At 61.2% G+C, this 13,423-nt stretch carries 12 protein-coding genes; 7 read left to right on the top strand and 5 right to left on the bottom strand.

Annotation, left to right across the window (positions count from 1 at the left end):
* Positions 1 to 2 precede the first annotated feature (2 nt).
* Together prfA and rho are read right to left on the bottom strand one after the other, a co-directional pair.
* Entirely contained in the window at positions 3 to 1,079 is a 1,077-nt protein-coding gene (prfA, locus tag WMP97_RS05395) for a peptide chain release factor 1 (protein ID WP_023021759.1), read from the bottom strand.
* Positions 1,072 to 2,901: a transcription termination factor Rho gene (gene rho / locus WMP97_RS05390; RefSeq protein ID WP_239208302.1), complete on the bottom strand. Its 1,830-nt coding sequence runs from the start codon at positions 2,899 to 2,901 to the stop codon at positions 1,072 to 1,074. The genes prfA and rho overlap by 8 nt, the downstream gene beginning before the upstream one ends.
* A gap of 351 nt (positions 2,902 to 3,252) precedes the next feature.
* On the opposite strand from rho, the gene WMP97_RS05385 reads away from it, so the two are divergent.
* From WMP97_RS05385 to mobA, 5 genes are all read left to right on the top strand, one after another.
* Positions 3,253 to 5,034, top strand: coding sequence for a long-chain fatty-acid--CoA ligase (locus tag WMP97_RS05385; protein ID WP_023021761.1), 1,782 nt, complete (start codon positions 3,253 to 3,255; stop codon positions 5,032 to 5,034).
* A 66-nt stretch (positions 5,035 to 5,100) separates the two neighbouring features.
* Positions 5,101 to 6,213: a GTP 3',8-cyclase MoaA gene (gene moaA, locus WMP97_RS05380; protein WP_034656447.1), complete on the top strand. Its 1,113-nt coding sequence runs from the start codon at positions 5,101 to 5,103 to the stop codon at positions 6,211 to 6,213.
* 10 nt (positions 6,214 to 6,223) lie between these two features.
* Positions 6,224 to 7,423 carry a molybdopterin molybdotransferase MoeA gene (locus WMP97_RS05375; RefSeq protein ID WP_316330791.1) on the top strand — a complete coding sequence of 400 codons (1,200 nt, stop codon included), beginning with the start codon at positions 6,224 to 6,226 and terminating at the stop codon, positions 7,421 to 7,423.
* A 9-nt stretch (positions 7,424 to 7,432) separates the two neighbouring features.
* Complete coding sequence (moaC, locus tag WMP97_RS05370) at positions 7,433 to 7,912, top strand: cyclic pyranopterin monophosphate synthase MoaC (RefSeq protein ID WP_086588029.1); 480 nt, start codon at positions 7,433 to 7,435, stop codon at positions 7,910 to 7,912.
* Positions 7,912 to 8,508: a molybdenum cofactor guanylyltransferase gene (gene mobA / locus WMP97_RS05365; RefSeq protein ID WP_238801036.1), complete on the top strand. Its 597-nt coding sequence runs from the start codon at positions 7,912 to 7,914 to the stop codon at positions 8,506 to 8,508. The genes moaC and mobA overlap by 1 nt, the downstream gene beginning before the upstream one ends.
* A gap of 132 nt (positions 8,509 to 8,640) precedes the next feature.
* Here mobA and WMP97_RS05360 read toward each other — a convergent pair whose 3' ends face one another.
* Genes WMP97_RS05360 through WMP97_RS05350 form a run of 3 tightly spaced genes read right to left on the bottom strand, consistent with a single transcriptional unit; the run spans position 8,641 to position 12,253 of the window.
* Entirely contained in the window at positions 8,641 to 10,008 is a 1,368-nt protein-coding gene (locus WMP97_RS05360; RefSeq protein ID WP_340439974.1) for a multicopper oxidase domain-containing protein, read from the bottom strand.
* Positions 10,009 to 11,187: a beta-carotene 15,15'-monooxygenase gene (locus WMP97_RS05355; protein ID WP_340439973.1), complete on the bottom strand. Its 1,179-nt coding sequence runs from the start codon at positions 11,185 to 11,187 to the stop codon at positions 10,009 to 10,011. It abuts the gene before it with no gap.
* On the bottom strand, positions 11,174 to 12,253 hold the full coding sequence (locus WMP97_RS05350) for a hypothetical protein (protein WP_340439972.1): 1,080 nt from the start codon (positions 12,251 to 12,253) through the stop codon (positions 11,174 to 11,176). Before WMP97_RS05350 ends, WMP97_RS05355 begins: the two co-directional genes overlap by 14 nt.
* Positions 12,254 to 12,319: 66 nt before the next feature.
* Here WMP97_RS05350 and WMP97_RS05345 point away from each other — a divergent pair, with 66 nt between their 5' ends.
* Positions 12,320 to 12,580: a DUF2249 domain-containing protein gene (locus tag WMP97_RS05345; RefSeq protein ID WP_239206808.1), complete on the top strand. Its 261-nt coding sequence runs from the start codon at positions 12,320 to 12,322 to the stop codon at positions 12,578 to 12,580.
* 75 nt (positions 12,581 to 12,655) lie between these two features.
* Positions 12,656 to 13,420, top strand: coding sequence for a molybdate ABC transporter substrate-binding protein (modA, locus tag WMP97_RS05340; protein WP_340439971.1), 765 nt, complete (start codon positions 12,656 to 12,658; stop codon positions 13,418 to 13,420).
* The last annotated feature ends 3 nt before the right edge of the window (positions 13,421 to 13,423 follow it).

Below are 13,423 nucleotides of genomic sequence, written 5' to 3'. Positions count from 1 at the left end.
GTTTAGCCCTCGGCCTCGAGGCGCTCGGCACGCTCCTGGTCTTGCAAGGCCTTAATAAGGTCATGCATATCGCCGTTCAAAACAGAGTCCAGGTTATTGGCCTTGTAGCCAATGCGGTGATCCGTGATGCGGTTCTCCGGCCAGTTATAGGTGCGGATGCGCTCGGAACGGTCCATAGTGCGTACCTGGGAGGCGCGCTGCTCGCCAGCCTCGGCCTCGCGAGCTTCACGCTCCATCTGGTCCAAGCGGGCCTGCAAGACCTGCAGTGCACGCGCCTTGTTCTGAATCTGGGAACGTTCCTTCTGACAGGTAACGATAAGCCCAGTTGGCAGGTGGGTAATGCGCACCGCGGAGTCGGTGGTATTCACGCCCTGGCCGCCCTTACCCGAAGAACGGTAAACGTCGACGCGAATATCCTTGTCATCAATATTGACGGACTCCACCTCTTCTGGCTCTGGGTACACCAGCACACCCGCGGCAGAGGTCTGAATACGGCCCTGGGACTCGGTGACCGGGACACGTTGCACGCGGTGCACACCGCCCTCGAACTTGAAGACGGACCACGCACCATCGCGCGAGGGGGACTTGGAGCGGAAGGAAATGGTCATATCCTTCACGCCTCCCAGATCCGACTCATTGAGGCCCAGGACCTCCCAGTTAAAGCCAGTCTTATCCGCGTAGCGCTCGTACATCCGGGCCAAGTCACCGGCGAAGAGGGCCGCCTCCTCGCCGCCCGCGCCGGCCTTGATCTCCATAATGATGTCCTCGGAGTCCTGCTCATCGCGCGGTGCGAGCAGATCAGCGAGCTTTTCTTCCAAGCTCTCCACGGACTTTTCCAGGCGGTCCGCTTCTTCTTGGAAGTCATGGTCCTCGTAGGCCATCTCCTTGGCGTCCGCGAGATCCTCGCGGGCCTGGGTTAATTCATCATTAACCATGATGATGGGGCGCAGTTCCGCATAGCGCTTGGAGAGCTTGCGGAATTGCTTCTGGTCGCCGGCCACCTCCGGATCGCCCATCTGCATCTCAATGCCCTGGTATTCGGACACAATGTCATCAACGAGGGAAACCTGATTAGACATAATCTTCTTCATCCTTATCCGCAGCCATCGGGGCCGAGGAGGCCACCTGCATCAAGAACTCGCCATTGGAGCGGGTCTTCTTTAGCTGCTTAATGAGCAGGTCAATGGCCTGGTGGGAATCCAGGGCAGAAAGGATGCGACGCAGCTTGGTCATGATGCGCGCCTCCTCTGGTACGAGCAGCAATTCATCCTTACGGGTGCCGGACGGGTTAACGTCCACGGCCGGGAATACACGGCGCTCGGAAATGCCACGGTCCAATTTCAGCTCGGCATTGCCGGTGCCCTTGAATTCCTCGAAGATGACGGTATCGCCGGTAGAACCGGTCTCCACCATGGCGGTGGCGATGATTGTCAGCGAGCCGCCCTCTTCGATATTGCGGGCGGCGCCGAGGAAGCGCTTTGGCGGGTAGAGCGCGTTGGAGTCCACACCGCCAGAGAGGATGCGGCCGGATGCCGGGGAGGAATTATTGTAGGCGCGGCCCAGGCGGGTAATGGAGTCGAGCAAAACAACGACGTCCTTGCCCTGCTCCACCAGGCGCTTGGCACGCTCGATAGCCAGCTCGGCTACGGAGGTGTGCTCTGATGGCGGGCGATCAAAGGTGGAAGCAATAACCTCACCGTTGACGGAACGCTGCATATCCGTAACTTCCTCAGGGCGCTCATCTACGAGGACAACCATGAGGTAGCACTCCGGGTTATTGGTAGAAATCGCATTGGCGATATTCTGCAAAATCGTCGTCTTACCGGCCTTTGGCGGGGAGACGATAAGCGCGCGCTGGCCCTTACCAATGGGCATGATGAGGTCAATCACGCGGGTGGTGAGGATCTTCGGGTCCGTTTCCAAACGCAGGCGCTTATTCGGATACAGCGGGGTCAGCTTATTAAAGTGCGGACGCTGCTTTGCGTTTTCCGGATCGATGCCATTGACGGTATCGACCTGAACCAGCTGGTTGTACTTGCGGCGGTTACGACCGTTGCCATGCGTATGCGTCGGGCCGGAGACCTTAACCTGGCCGGTAATGGCGTCGCCGGAGCGCAGGCCCAGGCGGCGGACAATGCCGTTGTTGACAAAGACGTCGGAAGCCGCGGCGCGGTAACCGGTGGTGCGCAGGAAGGCGACGTTATTGTCTACCACGTCCAAAATGCCACCGACGGCCTGCAGCTCATCGCCCTCGCGGACCTGCAAATCGTTGCCGCCGTTATTGTCATTATTGTTTCCGCGGCCACGGCGGTTGCGGCGATTGCGGCGCCCACGACGGTTGCCGCGCTCGTGATTATTGTTGTCATCGTGGCGATTGCCGCGCTGCTTATTATCGCCGCGGTCATTCTTATCGCCCTGATTATCGGAGCCATCCTGGGAGTTATTCTCGCGGTTGTCTTTATTGCCGCCCTGCTCCTCGTTGTGGCTGCGTTCCTCGCGCTCTTGACGTTCCTGCCGGCGGGCGCGATTGCGGCGAGCGCGGCGTGCCTGAGAACGCGACTCATAGCGCTGCTCGTCGCCAGAGTTCTGCTGGCGGTTATCCTGCTTCTCGCCGGATTCTTCCTGCTTTTCCGCCTTCTGCGGCGCATCGTCCTGCGCCTGCGCGCGTGGCTTTTCTGGTTTATCAGATTTCTCTGCCTTTTCCGCCTTTTCTACCCGAGCGGCCTTTTCCACCTTGGCCTTGGCCTTTGGCGGAACTTGACCAGTCTTGATGGCGGTGATGAGATCCCCCTTGCGCAGGGCAGAGACACCACGTAGGCCGCGCTCTGCGGCCATTTTGCGCAATTCCGGCAGCTTCAGGGATGCAAGATCCTGTGCTGCGGTGTTGTCCGTTTCGCTCACGGATATCCTTTCGTTGCTTGACCAGGTCCGATGATGCGGGAGCCGCCGTAGCCTAGGCTCACGGCGTTGCACTGGAAGCCAATGTGTATTTTTCTAGGACTTCTCGCCCTCGTGCCAAGGCGCATGCGCGTCCTGCCGGGCAATAAGTATGAGGCCTCTTCCATGTTCTCAAGGAGAATTCGCACAGCGGGTGCACGAACCGGAAGAAATCAAGAAACGACTGCGGGCAAAACTTCTCTGGGCCCGAATCCATAGGAAAGGGGAGCTAAAAATTCCGGTTTCCTACCAGTCGCGAACAAGTATAACGCATAGACCGCAACGCCCGCACCATGACACCGCTACAGTAGAGGCATGCTTTCCACGATGATGGATATCCCCCTCTCCCTGACCCGCATTTTGGAATACGGCGCCTCGGTGCACGGCAGCACCACGGTGACAACCTGGCACGGTGAGGGCACCGGCTCTGAATTTGATCCGGCCGAAGAAGTTACCTTCCGCGATATCGCCGCTCGCGCAGCCGCCTTCGCCCACGCTATTCATGATGATTTGGGTATTACCGGCGATGAGCGGGTGGGCAGTTTTATGTGGAACTGCGCCGAACACCTCGAGGTCATGTTTGGCACTGCTTGCAAGGGCGCGATTTTTGCGCCGCTGAATAAGCAGCTGATGAATGACCAGATTCGCCATATTATTAATCACGCGGAAATATCTGCCATCGTGTGCGATCCCCGGCTGGCGCAGCAACTAGGCAAGGTGCTTGTGGGTACCGACTCCGTGAAAAGCGTCATCATTACCGGCGCACAGCCTGCGCAGCAGTTTGCCCATCTCTTCCCCCGTGGGATTGAAGTGTATTCATATGAAGCTTTAATTGATGGCCGCTCCACCGTCTATGACTGGCCGGAACTAGATGAGCGCACGGCCGCGGCACTGTGCTATTCCACAGGCACCACGGGTGCCCCCAAGGGCGTACTGTATTCGCACCGTTCGCTGTATCTGGAGGCCATGCAGCTGCGCTCCTCGGACTCACTGTGCATCACCCACGGCGAGACTTTCCTGTGCTGCATTCCTATTTGTCACGTGCTGAGCTGGGGAGTTCCCTTTACTTGCTTCATGACGGGCACCCCGCTCGTGCTTCCCGACGCCGACGTATCCGCCCCCACCCTTGCCAAGGCCATCGCCGCTACTTCTCCGCGCGTGGCCCACGGCGTTCCCACCATCTGGATCCAACTCTTTGTGCACTACATGCACCATCCGCCAGAGCGTATGACCCTCACGGAAATCTATGCCGGCGGCTCCCCCGTTCCCCCGACGCTTATCAAAATGTGGGAGGAACGCTACGGTGTCGACGTTGTTCACGTGTGGGGCATGGTGGAAACCTCCACCGTCGGCAGCGTCGCCCGCCCTCCACAGGGCGCTTCGGGCGATACGCGGTGGGCCTACCGCATCTCCCAGGGCCGCATCCCCGCCTCGCTGGAATACCGCGTGGTCAATGACGGCCAAGTTGTGGCCCGAACCGACCGCAACGCGGGCGAACTGCAGGTACGCGGCAACCTGGTCACCGGTTCCTACTACCACTCGCCTACCGCTGAGCCGGGCGAAATCGCCTCCGAATTTCGCGGCAAGCAGGTCGAGGCTGCAGAGGGCAAGTTCACCGCGGATGGCTGGCTGCGCACTGGCGATGTCGGCTCGGTCACCAAGGACGGCTTCCTTACCGTAGAGGACCGCGCCCGAGACGTCATCCGCTCCGGCGGCGAGTGGATCTATTCCGTCCAGCTGGAAAACCTCATCATGTCTGACCCACTCGTCGTCGAAGCCGCCGTTATCGGCTATCCCGATAAGCAATGGGTCGAGCGCCCACTGGCCGTTACCGTCTTGGCAGAAGGTGCTTCTCCCACCATCGAAACCGCAGAGCGCCTGCGCGCCAGCATGCGCAAGGAGCTGCCGAGTTGGATGCTGCCGGAGTACTGGACCTTTGTAAAGTCCATCGATAAAACTTCCGTGGGCAAATTCGATAAGAAGGATTTGCGCACCCACCTGGCAGAAGGCGAGTACAACATCATCCGGCTCAAGGGTCCAGGCGAATCGCAGCGCCTCGCTGCCACCGAAGCCACCGATTTAAGCCGGGAAAACTAGGAATAATATCCTTCTCTAAGCCGTTGCAGCTTGGTGTACCTCATCCCCTCTCTTAGACTGGCACCGATGACCTCTTCCACGCAGCGACCCGTAGTTTCCCTGCCCCTGCCCACCGTGGTCCGGGCGCAGTCGCCAGCGGATCTGCCCGCCCCGGCTGCTGATGGCACGCGCGCACTGCTGGATCGCTATGGCCGCCAAGCCCGCGACCTGCGCGTCTCCCTCACGGATCGCTGCAACTTGCGCTGCACCTATTGCATGCCGGCCGAAGGCTTAGAGTGGATGCCCACAGAGAAGACCTTGAGCGATGAGGAAACCATCCGACTGATTCGAATTGGCGTCGGCAAGCTGGGCATCCGCCAAGTGCGTTTTACCGGCGGCGAACCCTTGCTGCGTAAGTCGCTGGAAAAGATTATTGCCGCCACTAAAGAGCTGCGCACCGACCAGGGGAGATCCCCGTCCACCGCGCTAACCACCAACGGGCTTGGCCTAGAAAAGCGCGCCGGCGCCCTCGCCGCAGCCGGACTCGATCGCATCAATATCTCGCTCGATACCATCGACCGCGAGCGCTACGCCGCGCTCACCCGCCGCGACCGCCTTGATCACGTGCTCCAGGCCATCGCCGCTGCGGATGCCGCAGGCCTCCACCCCATCAAAATCAACGCCGTGGTCATGCCCGGGGTCAACGAAGAAGACATCGTCCCGCTAGCGGACTATGCCGTCCGCCACGGTGCTCAGCTGCGCTTCATCGAACAGATGCCGCTTGGGCCCCGCGAGCAATGGCGCCGCGAGGACATGGTAACGGCCGAAGATATCCTTGGCCGCCTGCGCACCCACTTCTCCATGGAGCCCGCCCACGAACCGCGGGGATCTGCCCCCGCCGCCCTGTGGGAGGCCACTGCTCCGGATGGAACGCGCGGAACACTGGGCATCATTGCCTCGGTCACCCACCCCTTCTGCGGCGACTGCGATCGTACGCGGCTGACTACCGACGGCGCCGTGCGCAACTGCCTCTTTGGCAATTCCGAAACCCCGCTGCGGGAACTATTGCGCTCTGGGGCCAGCGATGAGGAGATCATGGAGGCCTGGGCTGAGGAAATGTGGAGCAAAAAGCCTGGCCATGGCATCGATGACGAAGGCTTTCTGCAACCGGACCGTCCGATGTCTGCCATCGGCGGCTAACCTTATTTTTATGTCCACGCCCCGCAGCATCTCCGCGCACCTCGATGCCGTCCTCACCCTGGCATCCCCCCTGCCGGCCGAGTCAGCCGCCGTCGATGCCTCCCTCATCGGCCGCGTCCTCGCCGCCGATGCCACCGCGCGCTTTCCCGTGCCGCCCCACGCCAACTCGGCGATGGATGGCTTCCTCGTCCACGCCGCGGATCTTCCCTCCCCCGGCCCATGGACCCTCCCCGTCGCCGGCGATGTACCAGCCGGTGCCGCCCCTACCGAGGTCCCCGCGGGACACGCGGTGCGCATCATGACCGGCGCACCGGTAGCTGATACCGCAGGAATGCTTGTCGTGCCCGTGGAAAAAACCACCACCCCGGCCGGCCCCGTAGCGCTTCCAGACGAGGTGACCATCACCGATGCTCCCACCAAGTCACATATCCGCGCCGCCGGGGAGGATATCCAGTCCGGCGCGCCAGTGGCCACAGCAGGCACGCTTGTCGACGCCACCGTAATCGCCGCTCTCACCTCCGCTGGCGTTTATTCCGTCTCGGTCCACCGCCGCCCGCGCATAGCGATCATTTCTTCTGGCGAAGAACTCGTCTCTTCCCCAACAGAACTCGCTCCCGGCCAGCTGCCGGATTCCAACGGCCCCATGCTCGCCGCGCTCGCGGGCGCACACACGCACCTCCATGTGGGCGATTCCCCCGCAGACTTGGCCTCTGCGCTGGATGAGCTAGCCCCTTCCCACGACCTCATCATTACCTCCGGCGGCGTTTCGGCCGGCGCGTTTGACGTCGTCCATACTGTGCTGGGGAGTATTAGTTCTTCCTGGTTCGGGCACGTCGACCAGCGCCCGGGCGCCCCACAGGGCTACTCCAATTGGAAAGGCACCCCGATATTATGCTTGCCCGGCAACCCCGTGGCTGCCTTCGTAGATTTTCAGCTCTATGCTCGTCCCCTCATCGCCGCGCTTTCTGGTCACCCCGCGCCACGCGAGCAGGTCCACCTACGCGCCCGCGTAGACTCGCCCCTCCCGACCTCCCGCGGCCGGCCTACCATTGTGCCCGTGACCGTAGACTTCCAGGCGGAGCCCGCCATTACGTCGCACTTACCTCACGGCAGCCATCGCATCGTATCGCTCGCCGGTACCAATGGCTTTTGCCTCATCTCCTCCGAGCCGCCCGCCTTGGGTGAGGAGACCACCGTTTATCTGTATTAAGGAGCAACCATGAAATTTACCCACCTAAATTCTGACGGCGCCGCCTACATGGTCGATGTCACCGAGAAGCAACCCACCGTGCGCACTGCCACGGCCGAGGGCGAAGTCGCCTGCTCCCCCGAGGTCATGACCGCTTTGCGCGACGGCACGGTCCCCAAGGGCGATGTCCTAGCTGTAGCCCGCATCGCCGGCATTTCCGCTGCCAAGAAGGTCCCCGAGCTGCTTCCACTAGCGCATACCATCGGCGTGCACGGCTGCGCTGTGGAGCTCACGCTTGCCGACGACCACGTATTCATCTCCGCCACCGTCCGCACCGCCGACCGCACTGGCGTGGAGATGGAAGCGCTTACGGCCGTGAATGTTTCCGCGCTCGCCATCATCGACATGGTCAAGGGCGTGGACCGCTCCGCCTATATCCGCCGTTGCGGCATCGTGGCGAAATCCGGCGGCCGCTCCGGAGACTGGTCCCGCACCCTGCCGGAGGCCTAATGCTCGGCGCGATAATCCTCGCCGGTGGCCACGGCCGACGCATGGGTGGCACAGATAAAGCCTCTCTTTCCGCCCACGGAACACGTTTTATAGACCGCCTGCTCGCCCAGCTCCCCTACGGCACCCCGGCCGTGGCCGTCTCACCGCATTATCTCGGCCTACCCCAGGTGTGCGAGTCCCCGCTCTACGGTGGTCCCGTCGCTGGCATCGCGGCCGGCGCACAAGCGTTATCCCACTGCACCGAACTTGCCCTCTTCGCCGTGGATGCCCCCGATTCGCCGCTACTGCTTCCCCGTCTGCGCTCGACCCTCGCCTCCTCCACGGCCGATGCCGTACTCACCCGCGCCGCCGACGGCTACCTCCAGCCGCTGTGTTCCCTCTGGCACGCCCCCGCGCTCCACACTCAGCTCGAATCCCTTCCTACGGCTAGGAACGTCTCCGTCCGCCGCCTCATCCGCGGTGTGAATTTTGTCGAGGTCCCTGGCACCGGCGCCGAACGCGACTACGACACACACGCGGAATTGCGCGAGCTCCCCCTGCTCTGCTTCCCGGACCCTGCCCTCCCCCTTCGCGCTCACCGCAGCTCGCTGAACTAGGCCACGGCACCGCACTGGTGAGCGGCAAGGGTAAGGGTCTTCTTCCCACCACCCTTCGCGCTCACTAGCAGCCGCGGGTAGCACGAAATCACCGTCCCGGTGAGCGCGAAGGGTGTATCGAGCGAGGCTGGCCTACTCCGTGACGATGAACTTGCCGTGCTGCCCCTTCTCGGCGTTAGTCATGATGTGATTGACAAAGGAATAAGTGCCCGGCTCGTTGAAGGTCATTTCGACGAATCCGCCTTGCGCTGGAAGCAGGTCAAGCGCTTGCGAACCAGTGGAGTCCTCATTCTTGATGAGGTAAGCGCCTTCCTTGTAGGCGGTATCGAATTGTTCGCCCACAACGTGGAAGCTCAGCGGCTGGTCGGGGCCTAGATTGGTCAGCCACAGGCGAACAGTATCGCCCACCTTGGCCTTGATGGGTTCTGCATCGTACTGGCCGGGATAATAGTTAAAGGCCATGAGGTCGAAGCGGCCGTCGGCTACGCGCTGGGCATCGGCACCAGTGTTTTCCTCACCGAGGAAGACGTCGGTAGCCATGAAGTTATACTCCGCGTCTACGGGCTTCAGGTTCGGCGGATCGATGATGACGTTGCCGGCCATGCCGTTAGCGATGTGGAGGGACATGGGCATCGTGGAACAGTGATACATCCAGATGCCGGAGCGATGCGCGGTGAATTTGTAGGTCAATTCCTCGCCCGGATGGATGGATTTCATGGTCTTATCTGGGTTGACCTCGCCGGCGTGGAAGTCAATGGAGTGGGCCATGGAGCCCTCGTTCTTGATGGTGATTTCGAACTTATCGCCCACTTTTCCGCGCAGGGTCGGGCCTGGGGCTTGGCCGTTGAAAAGCCACCGCATCTGTTTGATTCCTGGGGCGACCTCTACGACCTTCTCGGTCATCGTCCAGGTCTCTTTGTGCGTCTTCGTTTCGGCGGCAGGCTGCAAGGTGGCGTCAAAGGCGGAAAAGCCTTCGCGCTGGGTGCCGAGTTCAGCGGCGGTAGGCACGTCCACGTGGGGGTTGCTTGCAGAAGCCACCGTGTGGTCATGCCCTGCAGCGGCGCCATCTCCGACGTTGACCTTAAAAGTCATGCCCTGCATCTTGTGGCCGGCGATGGTGCAATAGCCTTCCTCGGAGGAGTCGATGACTCCGGCATCAAGTTGGACGGTCTCGCCGGGATCGACGCGGCCGGTCTCGGCATCACCTATCTTCAGGTCATGGACTTGGTCACCCGAGTTGGTGAAGTTGACCACCAGATGGGTTCCAGGGTCGATATCGATAGACGAGGGCGTAAAGGCCATGCCATCCACACCAACGTCAATGGTCTGCGTTTCACCAGAGGCTACAGGCGTAGCGGACTGAGAGCTCTTGCCGGTGGAATTGACCACCGCGAGTGCGATAACTGCCGCTAACGCGATACCGATGAGTAGCCACGAAGCCCAAGATGAGTCCTTGGAGGCGGGCTTGTCCGCGGGTTGTGAGGAAGAAACGCTCAGCATTTAGTTCTCCAGTCTTTTCTGTAAGTAAAGGGCTCGGCCAACGGCGAAGATATTGGCGGCAAGACCTATCCCCATCATGATAAGCCCGGCCGCAATAGCATCCAGCAAGCTAAGTAGTCCGCCCAGATTGATGAGCAGCAGACGAGCGTAACCGGTGCGGTCCGCGGTATTGGGGCGCGCCCCGGTAAGTATGGGCAGCAGGTGGTGTAGGACACCGGTCACCAGCTGCAAAAGGCCAGCACCGAGGAAGGCGGGAAGCACAACCAAGGTGATGGTGCGCGGGTAGGCTCCGACGGCTGCGGAGATGGCATCACCGGCGCACAACGCCAGCATCCACAGCAGGCCGGCGATGACGGCAACGGTGGCGGTGGTCAGCCGTGGTGAGCGCCCCATGACGGTAGCGAGTACCGGCTGGATGATGAGCAGGGCTGCCAAGACCACGAGCAGCTGGGCCACGCCTGCAGCTCGGGTGAGGCCTACCGCGTATAGTGCTATCGCACATCCCAGCCCCACGCAATGCACGATGAGCGCACGGGTACATCTTGCACGGGCGGTGGAGGAAATCGCAGTGGCAGACAACGTGGGAAGCAGCGTGACCCCCGTGCCGATGACGGTCAGCCAGGCAAATCCCCAGACCATACCGCGCGAGTGCGCGCCGATGAGGAGGGAGTACTCGCCTACCCTGTTGCCGCTGAGGATGACGAGTACTACGGAGACAATCATGAACACGCTAGCGGCGATATAAAAGGGCACGGTCACGGCAAAAGAACCAGACAATGAGCCGCGTAGGCGCCGCGCGACGAACCACAGATGCCAGGCGAGGGCGGCGATGATGAGGGTTGAGGCGACGTCGGCAAGCGGGCCCCAGTCATACCCCGCCCTATCGATGAGCAACAAGATAAGCCCGATCTGGACTAGTGCCACGCGACTGCCGACGCCCCGGTAGTCCCCACCCGCAGTCCTAGTCAAGGCCTCGGTGAAGTGGGTGGAAAAGACGATGATCGCCGTGGTCAGCGCGCCAATTGTGAAGGGGTGGATGATATCCCACCACACCACGGGTGCGCCCAAGGAACTAGCGATGAGCAGGCCGAGGCCGACAAGGATCCACCCGGCGATAATGGCAGCGCTAAGGGTATGCCAACGGCCGCGTGCGGCCAGGGAAATGTCATGAATGCGCACGTCGCGCCTCCTTGCTGGTCATGGTAATGCCGCAGGCAAGAAAGCCTATTACCGCAATAATGGTAACCACCCCGCCGCTTTGGAGCGCTGTGGTGTGCTGGGCACAATCTGCAAGGACTCGCAGCGCAAGGCCACCATGCAAGAGCCCCACAGGTACGTAGAGCACTTTGTGGTATGGCAGGCGGCGGCGAATAACAGAGGTGAAGATGATGGGCGCGTGCGCGAAAATCATGGACATGACAAAGCCCAGGAAAATGGTGTGCACCGAGGCATCATAGACAAAGCCGGTGGCCTCGCCATAGATCAGCCACAAGTACCCGCCGAACGCGAGCCAGGCGTAGCCGGCCAGCATGCATGCCGCCGAATAGCGCGGCAATCCTTGTGAGCGCACCAAGTTCTTGGCCACATCCACCCGCGCGGTCGCCACGGCGATGGCGATCAACATCAGCCCCATAGCGCGATAGCCCACCGCCGGGGAAAGCATATAGATAACGCTGACTGCCGCCAGCCCCAGCACTAAGAGGGTGAGATGATTTTCGGCGCGAGTGCCGGCCATGGTTACGCGCGCTAATTCCATGCGCTCGCCGATGATGGTGGCCACGGCATAAAGTGCGCACAGCGGCATCGCTGTAGCAAACCCCGGCCCCATGGCCCAGAGGGCAGCGGCGGCTACTCCCCCAATGACGCCGACTGCCTGCACCAGAATCGCGAGGCTAGCCTGACGGCGGTAGATAGTGGCATAGATGCAGCCAAGGACAAGGAAGCCGGCGGCAAAGAACATGGCTGCGACCCCACGCGGTAGGCCGGCGAGAATGCTGAGCACGCCAGCGACGTGGCATACAGGCCCCACCCAGGCCCACGTGGTGCGCACGGCGACGGCGCGTTCGAGGCCGATGGCCTCGCCTACGAAGCCGAAGACCATAAGCGGCCCGTGGTCGGCGGCAAAGGATGCTCCCGGGGTGGCGTTCAAACCCAGGAGGGAGGCGCCCGCACCCAGCCCAACCAGCAGGGATACCCCTGCACAGGCGAGAAAAATAAGGCGATGCGCCACGCTATTATTTTGCACGAGTTTTATCGTACTAATATTGGGGTCAGAGCGAAACTCGCACCCCAGCAGAAAGGACTACTTGCCATGCAGCTGCCCATTTCCGACGCCAATAAGCCGCATTCCATCCCCACCCTCAACGCCTCAGAAATTCCGCACGCCGTCCGCCACGGTGCCATCCATGGCGCATTGGGCACCCTTAACGTGGGAGAGTCCATGATCCTCATCGCCCCGCACAACCCCATTCCGCTGCTCAAAGAGGTCGAGTCCCGCGAGGAGAAGTTCGAGCTCGACTACCTCCAGGAAGAAGAAAACGACTTCCATATCAAGTTCACTCGCGTGAGCTAAACCTTTGTCCGGCGGAGGGCTATTCTAGGTAGGTCAAGCCCGTCGCCGAAGAAGCCGAAAAGGAGCTCTCCGCAGATGAAAAGATGCATCGCCGCACTCCTCGTTGCCTTGGGATTCGCCGTTTCAGCCTGCGCTCCGCACACGTCAGTAACCTCGCCGCAGGATACGGCGGATCCCACGCTCAATGTACTGGCGGCCTCATCCACCCGCGTTATCAATGAGGAACTTACCCAGCGCGCGGGCCAGCTCGAATCTCCGGTGAATTTGAGCTTTGAAAATGGCGGCTCTTCCGATCTGGTGAGCAAGCTGCGCGAGGGTGCCCCGGCCGATCTTCTCCTCACGGCTTCCAAAAAGACCATGGATAAGGCGGTCCAGGATGGAACCGTGACCGCCCCCGAGGTGCTCGCCACGAATGTCATGGTCATGGTGGTACCTAAAGGAAACCCGGCGGGAATCCATTCTGTGCAGGATCTCGCCCACGCCCACCACTTCGTGCTCTGCGATCCGCAAGTACCCTGCGGCGATATTTCCTCCCAGATCATCGATGACCAGCATTTGGACGTGCACCCCTCCTCCCAGGAGCGCCAGGTAGCGGATGTTTTAGGAAAGGTGGCCTCGGGTGAAGCCGATGCTGGATGGGTCTACTCCACCGACGCCGCTGCGGCCGGCAATGATGTTGAGGTGATTGATATTCCTGGGGCGGAGAAATTCTCTAATCAGATCCTGGGCGCCGTTGCCACGGACGCCTCTCATCCCGACCAGGCCCGCGCGGTGCTCAATTTGTTGGCCAGCGACTTTTATTCCACCTGGCACCACCTTGGCTTCAGCCCAGCGAAGTAGTCT

Origin of the sequence: Corynebacterium sp. KPL4072, from assembly GCF_037908395.1 — a bacterium.
Classification (GTDB): Bacteria; Actinomycetota; Actinomycetes; order Mycobacteriales; family Mycobacteriaceae; genus Corynebacterium; species Corynebacterium kefirresidentii.
Note: the sequence above shows the minus strand (reverse complement) of the source record. Positions and strands in the feature narration are given on the sequence as shown.